Source organism: Thermogutta hypogea (assembly GCF_055386265.1).
In genome coordinates this window covers 2,777,709-2,800,464 of sequence record NZ_AP042425.1, presented here as the reverse complement: position 1 = coordinate 2,800,464, position 22,756 = coordinate 2,777,709, and the positions used below count along the sequence as shown (strand labels likewise).

At 62.3% G+C, this 22,756-nt stretch carries 18 protein-coding genes; 13 read left to right on the top strand and 5 right to left on the bottom strand.

Annotated features, from left to right (window positions below; genetic code table 11):
* Window positions 1–310: 310 nt before the first annotated feature.
* The gene (hrpA, locus tag ACZ5B4_RS10070; RefSeq protein ID WP_464911098.1) at window positions 311–4,246 is read left to right on the top strand and encodes an ATP-dependent RNA helicase HrpA; all 3,936 of its coding nucleotides are present in this window, start codon (window positions 311–313) and stop codon (window positions 4,244–4,246) included.
* A gap of 56 nt (window positions 4,247–4,302) precedes the next feature.
* Here hrpA and ACZ5B4_RS10065 read toward each other — a convergent pair whose 3' ends face one another.
* Window positions 4,303–5,472, bottom strand: a complete 1,170-nt coding sequence (locus ACZ5B4_RS10065) for an STN domain-containing protein (RefSeq protein WP_464911097.1) — start codon at window positions 5,470–5,472, stop codon at window positions 4,303–4,305.
* Window positions 5,473–6,134: 662 nt separating this feature from the next.
* Between ACZ5B4_RS10065 and ACZ5B4_RS10060 the strand changes: the two genes are divergently transcribed.
* The 4 genes from ACZ5B4_RS10060 (at window position 6,135) to coaD (ending at window position 11,077) form a co-directional block, all read left to right on the top strand.
* Complete coding sequence (locus ACZ5B4_RS10060; protein WP_464911096.1) at window positions 6,135–6,797, top strand: tetratricopeptide repeat protein; 663 nt, start codon at window positions 6,135–6,137, stop codon at window positions 6,795–6,797.
* Window positions 6,798–7,246: 449 nt separating this feature from the next.
* Window positions 7,247–8,302, top strand: a complete 1,056-nt coding sequence (locus tag ACZ5B4_RS10055; RefSeq protein ID WP_464911095.1) for a hypothetical protein — start codon at window positions 7,247–7,249, stop codon at window positions 8,300–8,302.
* 122 nt (window positions 8,303–8,424) lie between these two features.
* Window positions 8,425–10,167, top strand: a complete 1,743-nt coding sequence (locus ACZ5B4_RS10050) for a Gfo/Idh/MocA family protein (protein WP_464911094.1) — start codon at window positions 8,425–8,427, stop codon at window positions 10,165–10,167.
* 388 nt (window positions 10,168–10,555) lie between these two features.
* Window positions 10,556–11,077: a pantetheine-phosphate adenylyltransferase gene (gene coaD, locus ACZ5B4_RS10045; protein WP_464911093.1), complete on the top strand. Its 522-nt coding sequence runs from the start codon at window positions 10,556–10,558 to the stop codon at window positions 11,075–11,077.
* Window positions 11,078–11,093: 16 nt separating this feature from the next.
* On the opposite strand, the gene ACZ5B4_RS10040 is transcribed toward coaD, so the two are convergent.
* Both ACZ5B4_RS10040 and ACZ5B4_RS10035 read right to left on the bottom strand, forming a co-directional pair.
* Entirely contained in the window at window positions 11,094–11,249 is a 156-nt protein-coding gene (locus ACZ5B4_RS10040) for a hypothetical protein (RefSeq protein ID WP_464911092.1), read from the bottom strand.
* A complete protein-coding gene (locus ACZ5B4_RS10035) occupies window positions 11,246–12,868 on the bottom strand; it encodes a sodium-dependent transporter (protein WP_464911091.1) in 1,623 nt (540 codons plus the stop codon). The genes ACZ5B4_RS10040 and ACZ5B4_RS10035 overlap by 4 nt, the downstream gene beginning before the upstream one ends.
* Window positions 12,869–13,284: 416 nt before the next feature.
* On the opposite strand from ACZ5B4_RS10035, the gene ACZ5B4_RS10030 reads away from it, so the two are divergent.
* The 7 genes from ACZ5B4_RS10030 (at window position 13,285) to ACZ5B4_RS10000 (ending at window position 19,336) form a co-directional block, all read left to right on the top strand.
* Window positions 13,285–14,025 carry a helix-turn-helix transcriptional regulator gene (locus ACZ5B4_RS10030; protein WP_464911090.1) on the top strand — a complete coding sequence of 247 codons (741 nt, stop codon included), beginning with the start codon at window positions 13,285–13,287 and terminating at the stop codon, window positions 14,023–14,025.
* 109 nt (window positions 14,026–14,134) lie between these two features.
* Complete coding sequence (locus ACZ5B4_RS10025; RefSeq protein ID WP_464911089.1) at window positions 14,135–14,743, top strand: NADH-quinone oxidoreductase subunit B; 609 nt, start codon at window positions 14,135–14,137, stop codon at window positions 14,741–14,743.
* A complete protein-coding gene (gene sufC / locus ACZ5B4_RS10020; RefSeq protein ID WP_464911088.1) occupies window positions 14,740–15,558 on the top strand; it encodes a Fe-S cluster assembly ATPase SufC in 819 nt (272 codons plus the stop codon). The genes ACZ5B4_RS10025 and sufC overlap by 4 nt, the downstream gene beginning before the upstream one ends.
* A 120-nt stretch (window positions 15,559–15,678) precedes the next feature.
* Entirely contained in the window at window positions 15,679–17,079 is a 1,401-nt protein-coding gene (gene sufB, locus ACZ5B4_RS10015; RefSeq protein ID WP_464911087.1) for a Fe-S cluster assembly protein SufB, read from the top strand.
* 138 nt (window positions 17,080–17,217) lie between these two features.
* The gene (sufD, locus tag ACZ5B4_RS10010; RefSeq protein WP_464911086.1) at window positions 17,218–18,540 is read left to right on the top strand and encodes a Fe-S cluster assembly protein SufD; all 1,323 of its coding nucleotides are present in this window, start codon (window positions 17,218–17,220) and stop codon (window positions 18,538–18,540) included.
* A 98-nt stretch (window positions 18,541–18,638) separates the two neighbouring features.
* A complete protein-coding gene (locus ACZ5B4_RS10005) occupies window positions 18,639–18,959 on the top strand; it encodes a Rieske (2Fe-2S) protein (RefSeq protein ID WP_464911085.1) in 321 nt (106 codons plus the stop codon).
* A 59-nt stretch (window positions 18,960–19,018) separates the two neighbouring features.
* Window positions 19,019–19,336, top strand: a complete 318-nt coding sequence (locus ACZ5B4_RS10000; protein WP_464911084.1) for a metal-sulfur cluster assembly factor — start codon at window positions 19,019–19,021, stop codon at window positions 19,334–19,336.
* A gap of 196 nt (window positions 19,337–19,532) precedes the next feature.
* Here ACZ5B4_RS10000 and ACZ5B4_RS09995 read toward each other — a convergent pair whose 3' ends face one another.
* Window positions 19,533–20,897: a DUF1598 domain-containing protein gene (locus ACZ5B4_RS09995; RefSeq protein ID WP_464911083.1), complete on the bottom strand. Its 1,365-nt coding sequence runs from the start codon at window positions 20,895–20,897 to the stop codon at window positions 19,533–19,535.
* Between the two features lie 620 nt (window positions 20,898–21,517).
* Between ACZ5B4_RS09995 and ACZ5B4_RS09990 the strand changes: the two genes are divergently transcribed.
* A complete protein-coding gene (locus tag ACZ5B4_RS09990) occupies window positions 21,518–22,003 on the top strand; it encodes a thioredoxin family protein (RefSeq protein WP_464911082.1) in 486 nt (161 codons plus the stop codon).
* Between the two features lie 40 nt (window positions 22,004–22,043).
* Here the strand turns inward: ACZ5B4_RS09990 and ACZ5B4_RS09985 are convergent, their stop codons facing one another.
* The gene (locus ACZ5B4_RS09985; protein WP_464911081.1) at window positions 22,044–22,571 is read right to left on the bottom strand and encodes a chemotaxis protein CheX; all 528 of its coding nucleotides are present in this window, start codon (window positions 22,569–22,571) and stop codon (window positions 22,044–22,046) included.
* Window positions 22,572–22,756: the final 185 nt, after the last annotated feature.

Here is a 22,756-nt window from a genome sequence, read left to right as displayed (position 1 = left end):
GCTTGGTTGCGGAAGTGCTGCTGCAAACGAAAACCGGCTAATCGGTAACCGGCTAATCGGTATTGTAACCGCGATTCGAACGGAGTTTGCCGTACCGCGGTGGTGGATTTCTCCCCCGAAGCGGGGCTGCAACGCCTTCTCCGCATTGCGTTAACATGGAAGATGCTGCGGGCGTGGCGAGAGGAGGCGGCCGGTTCGGCAGGCGGACTCGGCGGTTTGTCGGTCGGCGAGCGGCGAATCTTTCCATTCCCCGGCGCCCCGAAGCGGGGTTGGCGAGTGTTGCGCCCATGCTATTCTCTCCCAGGTTTCCATGAATGCCTCGATCGACGAAATCCGCGGGATCTTGGCGGATGCCATGTTGGCGGATCGTTTTCCCCTGCGCCGCGCTCTGGAGCGATTGGCGCGAAACGGCGGAAGCGGCCGACGGGGCGAGGCGGCGTTGCAACGGCTGCGCGAACGAGCGGAGGCCTCGGCCGCCCGCCGGGCCCGGCGTGCCTGCGGCGTTCCGCGATTCGAATTCTCCGGCGGCCTGCCGATTCTGGACGCCCTCGATGATATCGCGGCCGCACTCCAGGCTCATCGGGCGATCATCGTTTGCGGCGAAACCGGCTCGGGCAAATCCACGCAATTGCCCAAGTTATGCCTGAAGCTCGGGCGCGGGATCGCGGGGATGATCGGGCACACCCAGCCGCGGAGGATCGCCGCCCGGTCCGTGGCCGCTCGCATCGCCGAGGAATTGGGCGTTCCGCTGGGTAAGGAGGTGGGCTTCAAAGTCCGCTTTGCCGACGTCACTGGTCCGGAGACCTATATCAAGCTCATGACCGACGGCATCCTGTTGGCCGAAACGCAGACCGACCGCTTCTTAGAGCAATACGATACGCTGATCATCGACGAGGCCCACGAGCGATCGTTGAACATCGATTTTCTCTTGGGATACCTCCGCCGGTTGCTCGATAGGCGGTCCGATTTGAAGGTGATCGTCACGTCGGCCACGATCGACGCGGGGCGATTTGCGGGGCATTTCGCCCTGGACGGCGTGCCGGCCCCTGTGATCGAGGTCTCCGGGAGGATGTACCCGGTCGAGGTGCGGTATCGACCGCCGGTCTTGGATGATCCCGCTCTGGAACCGAATTGGCAGGACGAGGTGGCCGGCGCCGTGGAGGAGATGCTCCAGGCGACCTGGGGGGATATCTTGGTGTTCTTGCCCACGGAGCGCCACATCCACGAGACGGCCCGATTGCTGCGAGCACGAGGCATGTCGGGCGATGATCGGCTGCGAGAAGCCGAGATCATCCCCTTGTATGCCCGGCTCTCCGTCAACGAGCAGCAGCGGATCTTTCGCCCGCACGGCCGCCGGCGGATCGTCCTCGCCACGAACGTGGCCGAATCGTCGCTCACGGTACCCGGCATTCGGTGTGTGGTGGATAGCGGCGTGGCGCGGATCAGCCGCTATTCCCCTCGCACGAAGACGCAGCGGCTGCCCATCGAGCCGATTTCGCAGGCCTCGGCGGAACAGCGGAAGGGCCGGTGCGGCCGGGAAGGCCCGGGCGTGTGCATCCGCCTGTATGACGAAGCCGATCTCGAACGCCGCGACCGCTATACGCCCCCGGAGATAGTGCGGACCAATCTGGCCAACGTCATCCTTCAGCTCAAGGCTCTGCGCCTGGGAGATCCGGAGACGTTCCCCTTCCTCGACCCGCCGCGCTCGGACGCGGTGCGCGACGGCTTCAAAACGCTTTGGGAGCTGCAAGCCCTGGATGAGGACGGCGAGCTGACCCCCCTCGGCCGAGAATTGGCTCGCATGCCCGTCGATCCTCGCATCGCGCGGATCATTCTCGCGGCTCGCGAAGAAGGTTCTTTGCACGAGGTCCTGATCATCGCATCGGGCTTGGAGGTCGATGATCCGCGGCTGCGACCGCAGGACCGGGCCGCCGACGCCGACGCCGCGCACGCCCGCTTCCACGACCCGCAGTCGGACTTCTTGACCTATCTCAACCTTTGGGATTTCTATCAGAACTTGAAAGCCAAGCTCTCGCGGAATCAATTGCAGAAGGCTTGCGCGCAGAACTATCTCTCGTATAATCGCTTGCGGGAATGGGCCGATATCTACCGCGAGCTGCAAGCCCTGGTACGGGAGGCCGGCGTGGCGTCGCAGCGGCGGACGCGGGACTATGCGGCGATCCACCGCGCCATCCTGACCGGTTTTCTCACCAATACCGCCTATCGCAAGCAAGGGAACGAGTATCAGACGGCGGGCGGCGGCAAGGCCCATCTTTGGCCAGGTTCGGCGCTCTTCGAAACCAAACCGCATTGGGTCGTGGCGGCGGAAATCGTCGAAACCGGTCGCCGCTATCTGCGGACTTGCGCCCGCATCGACCCCGCCTGGATCGAGGATCTCGCCCCGCATCTCATCCGCCGGGATTACGTGGACCCGTATTGGAGCCGCCGTTACGGGGCGGCCATGATTCACGAAAAGGTCACGTTGCAAGGCCTCCCCGTCGTCCCCCGGCGGCGCATGGCTTTGGGGCCGATCGATCCCGCCGCGGCCCGCGAAATGCTCATCCAGCACGGCCTGGTGGAAGGCGACGTGGAATGCAAAGCCGCTTTCTTCGAGCACAATCGCCGGCTCGTCAAGCAAATGGAGGAGCTTCAGGTTCGTTTGCGGAGGGTCGATCTGCTGCTCGGTTCGTGGGCACAGTTCGACTTTTACGACCAACGCATTCCGCACGACGTGTATGACCTTCGCGGACTGCTGGCCTGGTGGCGCGAGGCCTGCAAGAAGGACCGGTCGATCTTGCACATGTCGTCCCGGGATGTCGTGCGGGAAGACCCCGCCGCTGCTCCCGAGGCCTTTCCCGACCATCTGGTGGTCAGCACGACGCCGGTGCCGTTGCGGTACCGTTTCGCGCCGGGCGAAGAGGACGACGGCATCACGCTGACCGTACCCGTGGAGCTGTTCCCCAGTTTGGATCCCGAGCGTTTGGCGTGGTTCGTGCCGGGATTGTTGCGAGAAAAGGTGGCGGCCTTGATCAAGTCGTTGCCCAAGGAGTTGCGGCGGAAATTGATTCCGGCTCAGGAATCGGCGGAGCGGGCGGTGCGGGAGCTGCAATTCGGCGAGGGCCGGTTTCTGCCGGCGGTGGCGGAGGTCTTGGCGCGGTTGGCCGGCGAGGATATTCGGCCCCAGGATTTCCGCCTGGATAAGCTTCCCGCGGAGATGCAGTTCTGCATTCGAGTCGTCGACGGCGAAGGAAAACCCTTGGCGGTGGGCCGCGATTGGGAATCGCTGCGGCGGTCCTTGGGGGCCGAGGTCGGCCGGGCCTTCACCGCCGTGGACGATCCCCAGTGGCACCGCGACGGCCTCCGCCGATGGGAATGGTCGGTGCTGCCGGAGATGGTGGAGGTGATGCGAGGAGGCATCCGCGTGCGGGCCTATCCGGCCTTGGTCGATGTCGGCGACGCCGTCTCGTTGCGGTTGGCGGACAGCCCGGGGCGGGCGGCCGTCCTCTCGCGCTTCGGCATTCGGCGATTGCTGGCCTTTGCCATGCAGTCGCGGCTCGATCCGCATTGGGATCAATTCGCGGACCGGCGCCGTCTGCAATTGCTCAGCGTTTCCTTGCCGGAGTTCGACTTCGCCGCGGAATTGAAACTGCTGTTGGCGGACCGCGCGTTCCTCGACGAAACCCTGGTCGGTCCCTGGGAGATCGGCCAATGGGGCGGCTTGCCGCGGACGCAGGAGCAATTCGACGATCTGCTGCGGCGCGGACTGAAGCGTCTGCCCTTGGCCGTTCAAGAGGTTCTGACGCTCATCCGACCCCTGTTGGAACGGTATCACGAAGCCAAGGTAGCGCTCGAAACCGCGGAATCGCCGCAGTGGGAGGAGGCGCGGGCGGACATGGAGGAGCAAATGGCGGAACTCACCCGACCGGGGTTTTTGACCCAGACCCCGTGGAGCCGCTTGCGAGCCTATCCGCGCTATTTCAAGGCCGTCTGTCGCCGGATCGAAGCCTTGAAACTGGGGGGCGTGTTTCGCGACCGGCAAGCGCTGGCTGCCTTTCGCCCCTATTGGCAAGCCTTTTGCGAGCGGCGCAAACGGCACGAGGAATTGGACGTCTTCGATCCCGAGCTGATTCGCTTCCGGTGGATGCTGGAGGAGTATCGCGTCTCTCTGTTCGCGCAGTCGTTGGGGACGGATTTCTCCGTCTCGCCGCAGCGGTTGGATCGGCAATGGGCGAAGGTCCGGGGGTAAACCGGGGCGACCGGGAACCGTCGGATGCAGCCGCTACGCCGTCGCCGTGCTTTCTTTCAGGGGGCGGCCGGAAAGATGCGGATCGCTCGCCCGCGACGCTCGAAGGCCAGCCCGTGCGGTTCCAACACGGCGCGCCAGAGGTCGTCCACGGTTCCGTTGTTCACGGCGAAGGTGATTTTGTGATCCAAGCGAATGCCGCGGGCGGCCAGGGCGACGGTGTCGATTTGCAAGTCCATTTGCAGTTGCGCGGCCAGTTGGCGGATGACGCCGTCCAGCGTCCCTTGTCCCTGCCGGACCGTGAAACGCCGGGATAGAAAGGGGTCGGATGCCGCCGATGCGGGCGGTCCGCCGGGCGAGGTCGTGACCGCGGGCGTCGTCCGATTGGTTACGCCACGGTCGGCCCCGCGGAGCAATTCGCCCAACCTCTCCAGCGACTCCAGCGGTCCTTGCGCGATCAACTCGTTTCCGGCGATCTCAGCCCGCACGCCCGGGACGGCCTCTTGCCAACGTTGTGCGAGGATCTCACTGGGAGATGAACCTGCGGGCAGCGGAAGACGCCGCGTCAATGTCGGTTCCGCGGTGATCGGGACGAAGGTGACGGTATTCCGGGCCGAATCGATCCGAAACGTGCGATCAAAGCCGATCAGGACCAGCGTCATGCGGTCCGTCCAGGGCATCGCCGGGAGGCGGACCTCCGGCCACAGGTCATGGGGGATATCCTCCAAGTTCTCCGGGGAAAGACCGGCCTCGCCGCACAAGTCGCGAAGGATTTCACGGGGCGTTCCGAGCGCGGGCCACGCGGCCGGCCTTCGCAAAGTACGACGCCGGTCCTGCGGGGCAAACTCGTCCTGACGCAACGCGGCCAAGGTTCTCAGCCGGGAAGCAGCCGTGGGAGGGCCGAGATAAACGATCGGATCCAAATACGAGACGCCCAGCGAGAGCCTTTCCGCCAGCGATTCCAAGGCTTGACGCAGGCTGGGGGCGTCGAGGGAGAGCGTCAAACGCTGATCCGGATCGACACGGCGATCGAGAAAGATCGGCACGCCTTGCACTTCTCCCAGCCGCATCAGACCCCGCCGCAGCGGCACGTCGGTCCAGAACACGCCGCACGGCCGATCCAGCCGCCGTTCGTAGTCCGATGGAACGGAAGGCGAACGCTCGGCGGCAGGCGAAGGGGCTACGACCCAGAGTAGGGGACCGAGGACGGCGACGAGGATGATGCTCACCGTGCCGCCGCGAGCAAGCGGGAAAGACCCGGGCTCCGCTGCGGTCGGCCGATGCTCAAGCGGTGCGCGCTCTCGACTTGTCATGGACCGGTACTCAAAGGGCGAACCGCGGGCGTTGTTGCGCGCCGTGCGGTCGCCTTTGGGCGAAGACTATTACACCGACTATTACACCCGCGCAGCCTCCGCGCCGTGGCGGTCGCAGCAACGCCTTTCCGTTAAGCAGCCGAAACGACCCTGGCGATGAAAGGGGCCTTCAATGGATTATATATAGCAGCCCGGCCGCGCAGCCCGCCAAATCCAGGCTCAGCGGGGAGACGCCGGAACCGTAGGATCGGCCCTGTGCGGAGCGACCTCTGGCATCGTTTTCAGCCCTATCATCAGTCAGCCCGGATCGGGTTCGTGTCGGCACCGCGGCCGTGCAACTTGAGGGAATCTTTTGGAACTAAGTGCTGCCGGTGATTACAATCGAGGCTAATGGGCCTTGCGCCGCGATGGATGCTTCGGATCCATCCGCCCGTTCCAACCGGACCGGCGCGGTGCTTGCATGGCAGCGGCCGCGGCGGCAGGCGGTGAACGCGGGTCGAAACGGCACGAAGCGCTGCGGCTGACGGCGTTGGACGACCCTCGGTTGGTGGAATCGGCTTTTCTTCAGGAGCGCTCCGGTGTCTCGCAATCTTCCCCGCACGGCCTTGCTCGGGTTGGTCTACGAGGAATACCTCAAACACCAGCAAACGGCGCGTTTCGTCAACGAAGTCAGTCGCCGATACACCCAGGGTACGCTCCAGCGTCTGCTGGCGCATCCCATGCGCGAACTCCGCCGCGCCGCCGCCTTGGCATTGGGTTATCTGGGAGATTACGAATCGAACGCCGCCTTGGGGAAGGCTTTGTCCGATCCGGATCGCAACGTCCGAGTCTTGGCCGAGACCAGCATCCGTAAAGTTTGGATGCGGTTCGGTTCCGAGTCGCAGCAGCGGGAATTGACCGGGATCGTGCGATTGAACGCCGCGCACCGGTATCAAGAGGTGATTCAACGGGCCGGGCGCTTGATCGAAAAGGAACCCAACTTTGCGGAGGCCTACAATCAACGGGCCATCGCCCACTTTTCGTTGGGCGACTTCGCGGAGACGATTCGCGACTGCCGTACGACGCTGGAACTCAATCCCTACCACTTCGCCGCGGCGGCGGGCTTGGGGCAAGCCTACCTCGAATTGCAGGATCCCGTCTCGGCCCTGGAATCCTTCCACCGCGCCCTGAAATTGAATCCCGACTTGGAAGCCGTCCGGATCCAGGTCGCGCGACTCCAACGCCTCATTGAGGATGCGTAGTCTCCGTTGCTACCGACACGCGTCGAACCCCAGCGCGGGTGGCGGCGTAAAAATAGGAGACACTTCCCCCAGCAGACCCCAATTGCCTCCAGTCGGGCTGGCAAAAATGGGTGAGCGCTGTTCCTCCCTTGAGCTGGAGGATGGGCGCGAAAATTCGAAGGGATCCGCTTGCCCCGGCGAAATATCTGAGCTTGGATGTGGGGACGTGTGAGTTTGGGCGAAATTCGCGGGTTAGCTTTGCGTCTTAACCGGCGGGGGACCTGGTTAACGAGAAATTCGGCGAAAAAATTCCGTCGACCCGGTAGCGGAAATCGCGACGGGAAATACAATAGAGGCTTGTTCTTGCCATCCTGCCCCATTTATCGGAACCTCGCTGCTCCCTTGAATCGCGAGAGTTTCCAGCCTGTACACAGATGATCGGACTTGTGCCGATCGCATACGGAAGGAGGTTGGTCCTGAACCGCTCCAGCTTTCAAATCGGTTTGACGGCCGTCGTCCTCCTGGTGCTGTTGCGAGTGACCATCGGCTGGCATTTTCTGTACGAGGGCGTTTGGAAGATCGCCAACTCGGACACGTTTTCCGCGGAGCCGTTTCTGACGCAGGCCAAAGGTCCGTTCGCGCCCGTGTTTTATGCCATGATCCCCGACATCGACGGCCGGCAACGGCTCCAGGTCGTGAAGGGCGAGTCGGGCGGGGTGACGGTGCAGGCTCCTGCGTACACACGGGCATGGGACAAGGCCCTCAATCGTTTTGCCACGTATTATCGGCTGGATGAGAAGCAGCGGCGGCAGGCGGAGCAAATCTGCAACCGTTACAAACAAAGTTTGGCGGTTTACCTGGCCGAGAATCAGCAGGCCATTTTGGGCTATTTCGATAGCTTGGACCGCTTCCAACGCGAGGAAAGAGGGTCGCGAAACCAGGGTGCCCATTTCCAGAAAGAAAGGCTCTGGGAGCGGCAGCAAGCCTTGCGGGCGGAGGTCAACGGTTGGCTGCGGGCTATGGACGCCATGGGCGACCACTATTGGACCGCCCTGTATGAAGAAGTGTTGACGCAGCAACAAAAGGGCAGAGGCCGCCTCAAGGCCGCGCTGGTCGAGACGCAATACTTGCCGGTACCCGTCCCGTTCGTCGCCACGCGGTCCGAGCTATTGAACAAGACGGTCACTTACTCCTTGACGCTGATCGGGTTGGGGCTGATGGCGGGGTGCTTGACCCGGCTGGCGGCCTTGGGCGGAGCAGGTTTTCTGGCCTTCGTCGTGATGACGCAATGGCCTTGGCCGACCGTCGTCCCCAAGACCCCGGAGATCGTCGGGCACGCCCTGTTGGTGGACAAGAATTTCGTGGAAATGATGGCCCTGCTGGCTTTGGCGGCCTTACCGGTCGGACGTTGGGCGGGGTTGGATTATTTTCTGTATCACTGGGTTTGTTTGCCGATGCGCAACCTGTGCGGATGTTGCTGCAAACCGGTTTCGAAGAAGAGCGGTGAGGAGGCCGCCTCCGCGTAGTTGCCTTCGGCGCTTCCTGCACCGCGCCCTTTCGCGCGTACAGGATGCGACCCTGCGGACGATAATCGACTCGATGAAGTTCCCGCGACTCGAACCATCGCTATCCCGAAAAGGTCGTAATCATGAACTTGACTCCGGAAGAACGGCAAACGGGTATCGCTAATTTCAACCGCGTGGTTGGCGACAACATCCAAGTGACGCGGCGGGATTTTATTCAGACGGGCGTACTGACCGGCCTGGCGGCGGGCGGAAGTCTGGGAGCGTTCTACTTCGGTTACGAAAGCACGCTCGGGAAGCCGATTCGCGTGGCGGTCTTGGGGACCGGCGATGAAGGTCAGGTCTTGATCGGGGCGTGCAACCCGGAGTTCGTCGAGATCGTGGCCATCGCCGATATTCGGCCGTACAACGTGCATCGGGCATTCCACGGCGATCACTACAGCGAGGCGGCGCTGGCGGCGCGACCCGGTTTGATGGGCGTGTACGGCTGGAAGACCGAGGACGAGGCCCGCAAACACGTTCGCGTATACGGACCCTTCGAGGAATTGCTGGAGAACGAGAAGGACAACATCGACGGGGTGATCATCGGTTTGCCGCTGCATCTGCACGATGACGCCGCCATCGCCGCCATGAAGTTGGGCAAGCACGTGCTGTGCGAAAAGCTGATGGCGCAGCGGGTCTCCCAGTGCAAAGACATGGCACGGTTGGCCAAGCAGGCCGGCGTGCATTTGGCCGTCGGCCACCAGCGTCATTACAACATTCTTTACGAAAACGCGGCCGATACCATCCGGCGGGGATTGTTGGGAGATTTGCACTACATTCGGGCGCAGTGGCATCGCGGAAATCTGCCCGGCAACGATAGTTGGGCCCAGCCTCTGCCTCCCGGCTCCAAACCGGACGATGCGACGGGCACGCGGTTGATTCGCGAGTTGGAGTCCTACAAGCGGAGCTTGGCCGATGCGGAAAAGGCCGGCCGGATGAAGGAGGCCGAAAAATGGGCCAAGCTGGTCGCCCAAAAGGCCGCGCAAATCGCCGATAAGGAGATCATCGAGGCCGCCAAGGAGTTCGGCTACGAGGACAAGACGTTGGAAGCGGGGGATCAGAGGTATTTCCGGCCGGCCATCGAGGAGTTGATCCGTTGGCGGTTATGGGAGCGGACCGGCGGCGGCCTGATGGCCGAGCTGGGAAGCCACCAACTCGATGCCGCTTCCATCTTCATCGCCGCGGCGCACGGCGGCCAAAAGCAGTTGCCGTTGAACGTGGCCGCGGCCGGCAACCGTCCCCTCTTCCCGCTCGATCGCGAGGTTGAGGACCACGTTTACTGCATCATCGAATTTCCGCTGCCCGGTTATGATCCCAACGATCCGCTGGGCAAGCTGAAGAAGATCGGCGTGCAATATGCCTCCATCAACGGCAATGGATTCGGCGGCTACGGCGAAATCGTCTTCGGCACCAAGGGGACGTTGATCTTGGAGCGGGAGCAGGAAGCCATGGTCTACGCCGGATCGGATACCTCGGCCAGTGTGGGCGTGAGCGAAGGCAAGGGCGGGCCGACGCTCGACACGCAGGCCAGCGGACCGGCTCAGAAAAAGTCCGAGGGACTGGGCGGCATGGTCACGGCCCAGGTCAGCCGCGGCTACAAAGAGGAGATCGAGCATTGGGCTTGGTGCGTTCGCAAGAACCCCAATGCCACCGATCCCGAGATTCATCCCCGATGCTACCCCAAGGTCGCCTTGGGGGACGCGGTCATCGCACTGACCACGAACATCGCGGCGAGGCAGGGGCTGCGGATCGATTTCGACCCCGCCTGGTTCGATCCCGACAGCGACGAAACGCCCGAGGGGGACAAGCCGCAGATCACCGTTTAGCCGGCTTTCGCGATGCTCGGTCCAGGCTTTGCGTCTCCCCGGCTGCTGGACGTGCAGCGTTGACGGGGCCCCGCGAATTCGCGTAAGCAGTGCTGCTTCGGCGAGTTTGCCGGATGTGCGGCTTCCTGCGTTCTTCACGGTGCCGGCGGAGCGTTGGAGCGAGCCGGCGCTGCGTCGGGCGTCGGCTCCCCATCCTTGCGAGGAAGTTGAGGCTGCACTCCGCAGGCTTGTTCAGAGTCCCAAAGCAGGGCGGCGTTCGCAGTCGCGGCTAAGGTCGTTCCGCGCCCATCGTCGGGGCGGTCATCGCGCGGCATTGCGGCGGGCCGCGGCGTGTTCGTAGAATGCGAAAAGATAGGGGAGGAGGCCGTCACTGTTTGGGACGTATTCCATGTCCGAGCTGAACCCTCGAGTTGCGGTCTACCCCGGCTCTTTCGATCCGGTGACGCTGGGGCATCTGAATGTGATGGAGCGGGCAAGCCGGCTCTTCGACCGTTTGATCGTCGGGATCGGCGTGAACATCCACAAAAACCCGATGTTCGACGCTGAGGAGCGGATCGAGTTGATCCGCCGAGCTACCGAGAGTTTGACCAACGTGGAGATTCGCCCGTTTCGCGGTTTGGCGGTCAACTTCGTGCGGGAATGCGGCGCCCGGGTCATGATTCGCGGCGTTCGCCCCATCACCGACATCGCCGCCGAATTGACGATGATGATGGCCAACCGGCGTTTGGCTCCGGACGTGGAAACGCTGTTCATGATTGCCGACGGCGAACTGGCCCACGTCTCCAGCTCGCTCATCAAGGAGATCGCGCCGGTGGCTTCCGACGCGGAGCTGTCGCGCTTTCTCCCGCCCGGCGTCGTGGATGCCGTGCGCGCCAAAATGGCGCAGCGCCGTGGGGCGGCCGCCGGTTGAGCGCCGCCGAACGGCGCTAGGGCGCGTCCATGTCGGGCGTGTGGATGTCCACTTGACCGTGGAGGTGTTGTTCGCTGCCCGGCTTGCTCAGAACTTTATAGAGGCACCACGCCAAGAGGACCGTGGCGCCGCCGACCGACAGACTCATCACAATCCAGCCGCCCAGCGTCATATCGCCACCTCCTCTCCGGCCGCTTCGGCGCGCCGCCAATTGCGAACGGCTTGGGCGATGAACATCCCGAAAAGAACGGCCACCGCTGCCACGAAGATCATGACGGCCGCCACCACCGGGTCCGTGACGAGTTGCCTCAGGCGGTTCGGCTGATCATCCGCCGTGCCGACGAAGATATTCTGCCGTAACCAGAATCCGAAGACAATGAAAAGATAGACCGGGGTAACGTACTGGATGACATAGCGGAAAAGCTCGGGGATGTGGATTTCCGCGCCCCGCCGCAGCTCCTCCATGCCCGTCTTGGCTCCAAGAACCCAGCCGAAGAGAACGGTTTGAAAGGCCGCCAGGGCGTACAGGCAGAACGTGCCGATCCAAAAGTCCAGGGTGTCCAGCGCGATTAAATCTTTGGAGAAGAAGACGACGCCGGTCGATCCCAAGGCCGTGATGAAGCCGAGCAGGGCGACGGATGCCTTGCGATTCAGCCCCAAACCCTCCTCTAGGAAGGCCACCGCCGGTTGCAGCATGGAAAGCGAGCTGGTGACCGCCGCCAGAAACAGGAGAAAGAAGAATAGGAACCCCACTGCGTTGCCCAGGGGCATCTGGCTGAAGACGTGAGGCAAGGCCATGAATCCCAGACCGAACGTGCCGGGCGGATTCTGGACCACTTGCGGCCCGAGAAACACGAACGCGGCGGGGACCGTGATCAAGCCGCCCAGGGCGACCTCGCAAAACTCGTTGCCGGCGCAGGCGGTCAAGCTGGAAAGTGCGATGTCGTCGTCCTTCTTAACGTAGCTGGCATAGGTGATGATAATCCCGAAACCGACCGAGAGCGAGAAGAAAATCTGTCCCGCGGCGGCCATCCACATTTCGGCGTTGGCCAGTTCTTGCCAAAAAGTGGTGCCGGGTTTGACCGGGTTCCACATGTATCCCAGGCCGTTGAGGATGTTTTGGTCCGGCTTGGCGGGGTCGGGCGTGCCCAGCGTCAAAACGCGAATCAGCACCAGGACGGCACAAACGATCAGGGCGGGCATCGCCCAGCGGCAAAACCACTCGATACCCTTGCTCAAGCCGCGGTAGATCAACGTGAAATTGAGCACGAAACAGAGGATCAGAAAGAAGACGGCGGAGCCGAGCAGGCCTTCACCGGGGGTGCTGAGGGATTCACCGTGGGCGTGGATGCCCACGAAGTGAGTGAAGAACCGTTCGTAGCCGGCGGGATCGGCGCCGAAGTCCATCGCTCCGAACAGGTAGCGAGCGGAATAGGCCAAACACCAGGCCTCGATGTAGACGTAATACATGTAGATGCAGACCGGGACGATCATGGCCAGGATGCCGAAGTACGGGGCGACGCGGTTCCTCCAGACCAGGCGATAGATGCCGGGTGAGGAATTGAAACCGTGCCTCCCGCCGTAACGCCCCATGGACCACTCGGCAAAAGCGATGGGCAAGCCGAGGAGGAGGAAGGCGCAGAGATAGGCGACCATGAAGGCCCCGCCGCCGTATTTGGCGGCTAAACCGGGGAAACGCAGGAAATTGCCCAGCCCTACCGCACTTCCGGTAACGGCGAGGATGACGCCGATTCGGCTCGTCCAACTGTCTCTGGGTCGGAAGTCCAGCATCGGTGCGAATCCCATTCGCGAGAAGGTGGGCCGACTCACCGCCTAGGACGCTCCCTGCGCGCACGCCGTAGGCCTGCCGCGAAACCCGGCCGTCGCCCCAACGATCGCGGCGTCCGGCGGGAATCTGCGGTACGAAACAGCCAGAATAATCTATTCCGTCAGCGATTCTCAAGCCGAATCACGTGAATTCTCGGCTCCGAGTCGGGAATGATTTTGTGCAATTGTCCTTGCCTTAAATGTATTTAATGCGTACGATGCTTCAGGTGGGAATTGTCGCTTCAGGTGGGAATTGTCACCAACGGGCTTCGGTCGCAGGGGTTGGACATGACCGCGATGTGGCTGCATCCGCCCTTGCGGTGCAGATCGACTACTTAAATTGGGTGGTGGATGGGTCGGCTTGCCCCGGAGGTCGCGGAATGAGCTGGAATTTCGGTGAGTCCGATCTGGACATTCTGGAATTGCTTCGGGTTTCGGGGCCGTGTACGGTCTCGGAGTTGGCGGAGTCCTTCCAAGTTACCGACACGGCCATCCGTCAGCGGCTCTCGCGGCTGGTTGCCGATGGGGCGGTGGATCGAGATTCGGTCCGGGAAGGCCGGGGACGCCCGCGACACGTGTATAAGCTGACCCGGAAGGGTATGCTCCAGGTGGGGTCCAATTTTACCGACCTGGCGGTGGCGCTTTGGCGCGGCGTTCAGAGCATCCAGGACCCAACCGTCAAGCAGCAAGTGTTGCGGGGCGTGGCGAGGGAACTGGCGAGGCTCTACCAGGGCCAGATTTCGGGAGGAAGCACCTTGGAAAGGATGCGATCACTGATCCGCCTGCTCGAAGGGCGGAGAATTCCCTTCGAGATGTGGCATGAGGGATCTTCTTCCGCGGGCGGCCGTGAGACGCGTCGCGCTGAGGCGAGGGCCGGCGATGCCGGGGTGGGCGTGGGCGTCGCGGGGGCGCTCGGTGTGGCCGAGGCTCCCAGAGGTCCGCGCGGATTGCCGACTTTGGTCGCCCGGGCGTGTCCTTATCCGGAACTGGCCGAGAGCGACCGCGACGTCTGCCAGGTCGAGTTGGCATATCTTTCCGAACTGCTGGGAACCGATATGCAGCTCACGGAATGCCGGTTGGACGGCGGGACTTGCTGCCGGTTTGAGCCGGCCGACGCTTGATTTATACTGGCGTACGGGAGCGGGCGTACGCCGGTGTGCCCCTCGGTTCGTCCCACCATCCGTTCGGCGGCTCCCAGCGCCGAAGAAATACCGAACAGGTCATCCGCAAATGACGCAACCCTGGATTGAAGGAAGATACGAAGAGGGCTTGGTGATCACCAGCCTGGAGCAGGCCGTCAATTGGGCCAAGCAAGGGAGTCTCTGGCCGATGACCTTCGGTTTGGCCTGCTGCGCCATCGAAATGATGGCGACGGGTGCGAGCCGTTACGATATCGATCGGTTTGGAGCGGGGGCCTTTCGCGCCACGCCGCGCCAGTCGGATTTGATGATCGTGGCGGGTACCGTCACGTTCAAGATGGCGAGTCGGGTCCGCCGGCTCTACGAGATGATGCCCGAACCCAAATACGTGATTGCCATGGGGGCGTGCACGTTGGGCGGCGGGCCGTATTTCGAATACGGGTACCACGTGGTCAAGGGAGTGGATTTGGTCGTTCCGGTGGATGTGTACGTGCCGGGATGTCCTCCACGGCCGGAGTCCTTGCTGGAAGGGCTGATGCGACTGCAAGAGATGATCCAAAACCGGCGGATCACGCGACCCCGCAAGGGTTCGCCTCAGCCATTAGCGGATTCGCAACCGCTGCTGCCGCAGCACTCGGGTTTCGTTCCGGTTCAAGACGTTGAACTCGTTTTTCATCACCAAAGAGTGAAGAGCAAATGAATCGCGACGTACTTTCCGTCATGGATCTGCACGTTTCCGTGGATGGCAAGCCCATTCTGAAGGGCGTGAACCTCCGCATTCGACGGGGCGAGACGCACGCCTTGATGGGGCCGAACGGCTCGGGCAAGACGACCCTCGGCCTAGCCCTCATGGGGCACCCGCGTTATGAGGTCACTCAAGGGCGGATCGAGCTGGACGGCGTCAACCTGGTGGAGTTGGAGCCGCACGAACGCGCCAGGATGGGCCTGTTCATGGCCTTTCAACGACCGGTGGCGATCCCCGGGGTACGAGTCGCCGACTTCTTGCGGCACGCCGTCAGCAACATTCGTAATCCGCAACGGAAAGAGGGCGAAGAGCTGATTTCGATGCGGGAGTTCCGCAAGGAATTGCGGGAAAAGATGGATCAATTGCGGATGGATCCCGAGTTCGCGCGGCGCTACGTCAATGAAGGGTTTTCGGGCGGAGAGATGAAGCGCGCGGAGATTCTTCAGATGGCCATGCTCCGTCCCCGCTTCGCCGTCCTCGACGAGACGGATAGCGGCCTGGATGTGGACGCCGTGAGGCTCGCCAGTCAAAGCATCGCCGAGATCGGCGGGCACGAGATGGGTCTGTTGATCATCACCCACCATGAACGTTTGTTGGAACACAATCCGCCGGACTTTACCCACGTGATGCTGGGCGGCCGGATCGTCGAAACCGGAGGTCGGGAATTGGCCGAGTATCTGCACGCATCGGGTTACGAGGAGATTCGGCGGAAGTATCCGGATGCAGCGGCCGAGGAGGCCTCCATGCTGGCGGAGCAAACCGCGCGCTAGGCGCGCCGCGGCCCGCGGAGGTGACGAGGGGAATTCGGTTGCGTGGATCAGATCGCGGCGATCGAGCGTCGCCGGTATCGCGTCTCGCCGCGGCGAGACCTAAACGGAAGGAAGGCGTCCATGACTCCTGAAACGCGCGCGCTATTGGGCGAAGTCAATAAGTACGACTTTCGGAGCGAAGAACGGTACGTGTTCAAGGCCAAGAAAGGCCTGGACGCGGACATCGTGGCCGAGATTTCGGAGATGAAGGGCGAGCCCGCGTGGATGCGGGAATTCCGCCTGAAGGCCCTGGAGATCTTCGAGTCCAAGCCGTTGCCCACTTGGGGCGGCAAGATCGACGTCGATTTTCAGGACATCTACTACTACATCAAGCCCACCGACCGCCAAGGGCACACCTGGGACGAAGTGCCGGAGGACATCAAGCAGACCTTCGAGCGGCTGGGTATTCCGGAGGCGGAACGCAAATTCCTGGCGGGCGTCAAGGCGCAGTACGAGAGCGAGGTGGTTTACGGCTCTTTGCGCGAGGACCTGTCCAAGCAGGGCGTGATCTTCACGGACATGGACTCCGCGGTTCGCGATTACCCGGACCTGGTGCGAGAATACTTCGCCACCGTCATTCCCCCCGCGGACAACAAATTCGCGGCCTTGAATTCGGCGGTGTGGTCGGGCGGCTCGTTTATCTATGTTCCGCCGGGGGTGCACATCGAGTTCCCCTTGCAGGCCTATTTCCGCATCAACGCGGCCCAGATGGGCCAGTTCGAGCGGACGCTCATTATCGTGGATGAGGGAGCCTCCTGCCATTACGTGGAAGGTTGCACCGCTCCCACTTACAGCAGCGAGAGTCTGCACTCGGCGGTGGTCGAGGTGATCGCCAAGGCCGGCTCGCGGGTGCGTTACACCACGATTCAGAACTGGGCCAACAACATTTACAACCTGGTCACCAAGCGGGCCACGGCTTATCGCGACGCCTTGGTGGAATGGGTGGACGGCAACCTCGGCAGCCGCCTGACGATGAAGTATCCGGCCGTGTATTTGTTGGAGCCGGGTGCTCGGGCGGAAATCCTCTCGGTCGCCTTCGCCAATCGCGGGCAGCATCAAGACGCCGGTTCCAAGGTGGTACATTGTGCTCCCCACACGTCCAGCCGGGTGGTCTCCAAGTCGATCTCCAAAGGCGGCGGTCGCTCCAGCTACCGCGGCCTGGTCCGAATCGACCGCGGGGCCAGGAAGTCCAGGGCCAACGTCGTGTGCGACGCCCTGATTCTCGATCCGCATAGCCGCAGCGATACGTACCCCTACATCGAATTGGAAGAGCAGGACGTGATGGTCGGTCACGAGGCCAGCGTCTCCAAGATCGGCGAGGAACAGCTCTTCTACCTTTGCAGCCGCGGTTTGACGGAGGCCGAGGCGGGAACGATGATCGTCGCCGGCTTCATCGAGCCGTTGGTGAAGGAATTGCCCATGGAATACGCCGTCGAAATGAACCGGCTCATCTCGCTGCAAATGGAGGGGAGCGTCGGTTGAGCGGGGCGACGGAGGCCGTTCCCGGCGGTTGATTCCCGAACGCGGCCCAGGCCTCGGCCGTTGCGAGTTCCAAGGCTGTCGGCGGCGTTGATCAGGCAGCATCCCCAGTGGCGCATTTTTAGCCGAGAAACTTCAAACATGAGTTCGACTTCTTCCGCGGTCTCGGATCAAGGCTTCACTCGCGATCAGTTCGAAGAACGGATCGTCGCGCGCAAGCAGCCGGCGTGGCTTTCCGCCCTACGACGTCGGGCGATGGATATTTGCGAACGCCTGCCGCTTCCCGACTCCGGCATGGAGGAGTGGCGGCGGACGCCCTTGCGGATGTTCCGTTTGCATCGTTTCGGGCCGCTGAGTCCGGCCCCCGAGTCCGTGCCGCAAGTGGCCTCCGTCTTGGAACCGCTTCTGGCTCCCGGGGGACGATTGCTGACGCTGAACGGACGGAAAGTCTCGGGCCGACTATCTCCCAAGTGGGCCGCGCGGGGTGTGGTTTTCGATTGCTTGGAGGATTCCGCCTGCGGACCGCACGAGGAATTGGTCCGGGAGCATCTATTCTCCATCTTGGACGTGGGCTACGACCGCTTCGCGGCCTTGCACGCGGCCTTTTGGACGGGGGGCGGATTGTGCTACATCCCCCGCGGCGTCAAGGTCGATGAGCCGCTGTTTCTGCTCTCCGCCTTAAGTTCGGACCAGAGCGACCTGGGTCACTTATTGGTTGTCCTCGAGGAAGGGGCCGAGGCTACCTTGGTCTCCGAGACGGCGAGCGTCGATCCGAGTGGGAGCGGACTGTACTGCGGCGGAATCGAGATCGTTCTCAAGCCCGGGGCCAAGCTGCGGTTCGTGAATCTCCAGAACTGGAACGATGCGGTTTGGCATTTCGCCCATCAAAAGGCCGTGCTGCAACAGGGGGCGTATTTGGAATGGACGCTGGGGGCCTTGGGAGGTTTTTTGGCCAAGGTGAATCAGCACTTGATTCTCGACGGAAAGAATGCCGAGGCGATCGTCAACGGCGTCATGTTCACCGAAAACCGGCGGCACTTGGCGTACCATACGTTGCAGCATCACAAGCAAGCGTTCACCCGCAGCGATCTCTTGTACAAGGGCGCCCTGCAAGATCAATCGCACCTGGTTTGGCGGGGCATGATTCGCGTGGATGAGGGAGCCGTCAAGACCGACGGCTATCAGCGGAACGATAACCTCATCCTCAGCGATCGCGTGCGAACGGACTGCATTCCCGGTCTCGAGATTCTGGCCGACGACGTTCGCTGCACGCACGGGGCGACGGCCGGCCGGGTGGACGATGAGGAAATCTTCTACGCTCAAACCCGCGGCTTGACCAAGCGGGAGGCCGCTCGGATGATCGTCACCGGTTTCTTCCAGCAGGTTTTCGACAGAATTTCCATCGACAGCGTCCGCGAGGCGCTGGCGGAGGTGATAGGCCGGAAGGTCCGTGAGTATCGCTGAGCGTTCGGCGGCGGGAGCATCGGAAAACGAATATATGATGGGGGATTGGCCGGGGCGCGCCGCTCCGGCCGAAATCCGTCTTACGGAAGGTGCATGCCATGGGAGAGCCTGTTTTCGTGTGCAAGAAGTCCGAATTACCCGACCCGGGTAAGGCGGCCTTCGAGGTCAACGGTCGGTTCATCGCCTTGTTTCACGTCTCGGGGACGTTCTGGGCCATCGACGACGTATGCACGCACGACGGCGGACCCTTGGCGGACGGGGATTTGCGGGGTCACACGATCATTTGTCCCCGCCACGGAGCCCAATTCGACATTCGCACGGGACACGCCAAAACGATGCCCGCGGTCAAATCCACGCCTGCCCATGAAGTCATCGTTCGCGGGGACGAAGTTTGGATCCGCCTGAATGAGGAATCCTGACGCGACCGATCGTTCAGTCCGCACATCTCCCGTCACCCGGCAAGAAAGGAACACCGATCGTGGCGATTTGCGAGCAGACGGTATTCGAGGCGCTCAAGCAGGTGACCGATCCCGAGCTGTTCATCAACGTCGTGGACTTGGGCCTGATTTATGAGGTACAGGTGACGCCGCGAGACGAGAAAACCGACATCCACGTGAAGATGACCATGACGAGTCCCGCCTGCCCCTCCGGGCCGCAAATGGTCCGCGACGTCAAGGACGTCCTGCGGCAGTTGGGCGAGGAAGTCGGTGAGGTCTCGGTGGAGGTGGTGCTCTCGCCGCCCTGGACGCCGGATCGCATGTCGGACGATGCCCGCGACGCCCTGGGGATGTTCTGATCTTTCACCAAGGCGGCTGAAAGTTCGGCCGGGCTGGTAGGGCGGCGCTCCCATCTCCGACTTGAGGCGAGGGTAAGGCCTCACGCTTGCAACGAGCCGTGCTTGGACGTGAAAAAAAGCCGCCGTGCAACACGGCGGCATGCTCTTGGTCGGTCGCCCATGCGATCGGGGCGAGAGGCAGACGCCGAACGTGGGTTCAGTTAGCCCACCAGGCGTCTCCCTCGGGATAAGCGATTTCATTCCGAGCGTTTGCCAGCGAGGCGTCGTTTTGCGACCGCCCCGCGATTTCCCAAGGATCGATCATCACGCCGCCGGTCACGAACATCCAGCTTTGTCCGACGCGGGCGAAGACCGCCTCGGCCGGGACTGCCTTGGGGGCGGGAAGTTGGGCCGTGGGGACTTCTTGGCCGATCAGGCCGGGCAGTTGCAGCCCAGCCTTGCCGAGCAGGTTTTCGTTGCGGATCAGCGCCGCCGCGACCGCCAAATCCATGCAGTTCCGAACTTGGCCGAACACCGGTTCCGCCAAGGCCAGCTTTTCGTAGTGGCCGGTCATCATTTCGGCCCAGCGACGATGGACCGGCGCCGCCTCGACGGTCTTTTCCCTAACCCCTTCGGCGGAGTAGATGTCGGCCTCCACCATCGTTTTGACGGCGGCCTTTTGCAGCTTCCATGCCATGCCCGCTTCATCCTTCAGCAACGGTTCGTAATCCGGGGCCAGCCACCAACGCGGCATGGGCCCGCCGGGCGCCCGGGAGGCCCCTTTCACCAACGATACGAAACTGGTCAGACCGGGAACCGGCGAAGGATCCACTCCCATCGAAATCCGCTTCATGCGGTAGTCGGCGGCGACCAAAACTCGGGCAAAATGACTGTCGGCCGGGATGCCGCTGAGCGTGACCTGTTGCGGGCCGGCGGCCTGGGCGCTCATCTTCGCCACGGCGGCGGGGTTGACGGGGCCGCGGAGTCCCCGCGTCACCGCATTCACCGCCCGAACCCCTTCCGGCGTCGGGTCGATAGAGCAACTGATGACCGAAGGTTGCGGAGCGAAGACGGCGCGGAGCACCGTCATGAGGTCATCCAAAAGCAGAATCGGCCGCCCCGATTCGCTTCCCACGATGACGCCGCGGTCATTGTACTTCCAACCTTCGGCAGGTCCCACCAGCACGATATCGTTCCGTTCCGGGTAGACCAGCACGTACTCGATTCGCGTCAGTCCGCCCAACAGGGCGATTTCGTCGGGAATGGGGCGTCCGGTTTGCAAGCACGCAGTAAGCTCGGCATCCAGTTTGCGAAGCGAGATGCTGCGGCGGGGCGCAGCCTGCGCCAATGCCTGCGGAGGCTGGGCCAGGTTCTCCTCCCAAACCTTTCGCGCCTCCCGCAGAACGTCCGGCGATGCACTCTGCACCAAGCCGTTGGCATCGATCAGCACACCGCCGACGGCTCGGCCGTTGTCCAACGTGACCTGAGCCGGAGCCGTGCTCGACCACCCCAGCGCCGTGCATGCGGCCAAGAGGGCGACCGCCGCTACCCAACCCCCGGGAATACGTACCGCGCGCAACATGGACATTCTCCTCGCAGGACAAGATCGCGATCTTGAAGCTAGCTTTTCACTTTAGAACGGAGCGTCGAATTCCGGCTGCCCGTCGGCCGAGAAGCCACGATCGGGTGGGACTTCGTCGTGTTTCCGGCGCGGTAACGGGCCGCAAAATACATTGCGTATCCTTGTTAAACATCCAATCTCTCGCCAATTCTCTAAGCTAATTCCCGCTCCGCTTCTTTGCAACCAAGAAAACCCTCTCGGGGACTGGAATCCGGCGCGAGCCGCCGTGTAATTGTCGCTTTGAATGCGGCCGGAGTTCCCGTTCGGACCGCAGTTTTCCTACACCATGATCGGGAATACCCTTTCGGAGTTGTCAGCGATCGAGAATCGAGGGTATCCCGGGGAGGGGTAGGGAGTAGGCTGATCGACCTGGCAAAAACGGCTAGGTGGATAAGCACCAAAAGCAGGGCGCGCATCCGTTCAGCTTGCAAAGCGAAGAGATCTATTTAGACTGTGAGGCTTTCGCAGGCTTTGCGGAAGCGGTGGCCCATGACGGGCGATCCCCCCTTTGTTGCCTTCCGATGTTGTGGAACGGAATCCGCGAGGTCGCAACGGCTCTTGCACTTTGCGGAGGTAGAGACATGGTTCCGGGAGTTGTTACGAGTCTCGTGCTGACGATGAGCATGGCTTTGGCTGCCGATTCGGCTGTATCGTTCGACACTACGGAGCCCGCGGTGTCGTTCGCTTCTTACAAGGAGGCCTATCGCCGCGCTCAAGAGGAGCGATTGCCGCTGGTCGTGTTCGTGGGCGCGGAGTGGTGTCCGGCTTGCCGAAAGATGGACGAGGCGGTGTTCCCGAATCTTCCCAAAAGCCCCATCTTGCAGAACGGCGTCTTTGCCCGCGTCGATTACGATCAAGATACGAAATTGGCTCAAGCGATTACGGGGGGCGGGGCCTTGCCGCAAGTGGTCATTTTTCCGCCGCAAGGTTCTGGTCAAAAGCTCCGCCGTGTGGTCGGTGCTCAACCGGTGCAAAAGCTATTCCAGTTTCTGCGGGAGGGGTTGAGCCCGAAACAAGATCCCGCGGAATCGACGGCCATGACCGGCGCTCCGATTCGAGGCGGTTGACGGGCTCGGAGCGAGATCGGGCCGCTCGGGGTAGCCTCGGCTACAACCGGACGAGAGACACCGCCACTTGCAGCAGTCGATGTTCCAAGAGGAGGGCGTCGGCGTTGTGGTGCTCGAAAGTGACCGCCAAGTATTGGATGCCTTTGGCGTAGGCAATCTGATAATTGTGGCCGATGATGACGGAGGGGACCGTGACCGAGTTGAAGGCCCACTCGGTCGTGCTCAAACGCTTCTTGACACCGCCGGCAATCAGGTTAGCGATCTCACCCACACAGTCGATGACCTGCCCGTTGAGCTTCTCCATGGGTTCCTGGAGAAAGCCCGCCGCGAGATTCATTGCCACCTGTTCGCAGGCGTTGAACGTGAGAAAGCCGGAGACCTTTCCGTGAAGGCCGACGACGGCGGTTACACTGCCCGGCTCATAGACCGGCACGGCGCTGAGACCGACCAGCCGTGTCTCCGCCTGGCACATGGTCAGGGATTCTTTCACGGCCTGGGCAATGGCGTGGGCTAAGACCGGATCACTGGGTAGCGGTACCACGGAGTCGGGCAAAGTCAGCGTACTCATGTGGGGATTTCCTGAAGCGGTGCCAAAAGCGGTCACGGATCCGAGCCACCGGGATGCCTTCTCCGTCTTTTCCGTGCGGGATCTTTTCAATTGTGCGTTATGGTTCTCCGGCTCCATTCGACGGGAATGCGAAATGCGGTCGCGCCGGGCGGTCGCCCACCGATCCAATCTTCCTGATCGTTACA

Bases quoted from the DNA above. Each gene is read 5' to 3' on its own strand.
- hrpA (WP_464911098.1), top strand. From the start codon at position 311: ATGAATGCCTCGATCGACGAAATCCGCGGGATCTTGGCGGATGCCATG.
- ACZ5B4_RS10050 (WP_464911094.1), top strand. From the start codon at position 8,425: ATGAACTTGACTCCGGAAGAACGGCAAACGGGTATCGCTAATTTCAAC.
- coaD (WP_464911093.1), top strand. From the start codon at position 10,556: ATGTCCGAGCTGAACCCTCGAGTTGCGGTCTACCCCGGCTCTTTCGAT.
- ACZ5B4_RS10040 (WP_464911092.1), bottom strand. From the start codon at position 11,249: ATGACGCTGGGCGGCTGGATTGTGATGAGTCTGTCGGTCGGCGGCGCC.
- ACZ5B4_RS10035 (WP_464911091.1), bottom strand. From the start codon at position 12,868: ATGCTGGACTTCCGACCCAGAGACAGTTGGACGAGCCGAATCGGCGTC.
- ACZ5B4_RS10030 (WP_464911090.1), top strand. From the start codon at position 13,285: ATGAGCTGGAATTTCGGTGAGTCCGATCTGGACATTCTGGAATTGCTT.
- ACZ5B4_RS10025 (WP_464911089.1), top strand. From the start codon at position 14,135: ATGACGCAACCCTGGATTGAAGGAAGATACGAAGAGGGCTTGGTGATC.
- sufC (WP_464911088.1), top strand. From the start codon at position 14,740: ATGAATCGCGACGTACTTTCCGTCATGGATCTGCACGTTTCCGTGGAT.
- sufB (WP_464911087.1), top strand. From the start codon at position 15,679: ATGACTCCTGAAACGCGCGCGCTATTGGGCGAAGTCAATAAGTACGAC.
- sufD (WP_464911086.1), top strand. From the start codon at position 17,218: ATGAGTTCGACTTCTTCCGCGGTCTCGGATCAAGGCTTCACTCGCGAT.
- ACZ5B4_RS10005 (WP_464911085.1), top strand. From the start codon at position 18,639: ATGGGAGAGCCTGTTTTCGTGTGCAAGAAGTCCGAATTACCCGACCCG.
- ACZ5B4_RS09995 (WP_464911083.1), bottom strand. From the start codon at position 20,897: ATGTTGCGCGCGGTACGTATTCCCGGGGGTTGGGTAGCGGCGGTCGCC.
- ACZ5B4_RS09990 (WP_464911082.1), top strand. From the start codon at position 21,518: ATGGTTCCGGGAGTTGTTACGAGTCTCGTGCTGACGATGAGCATGGCT.
- ACZ5B4_RS09985 (WP_464911081.1), bottom strand. From the start codon at position 22,571: ATGAGTACGCTGACTTTGCCCGACTCCGTGGTACCGCTACCCAGTGAT.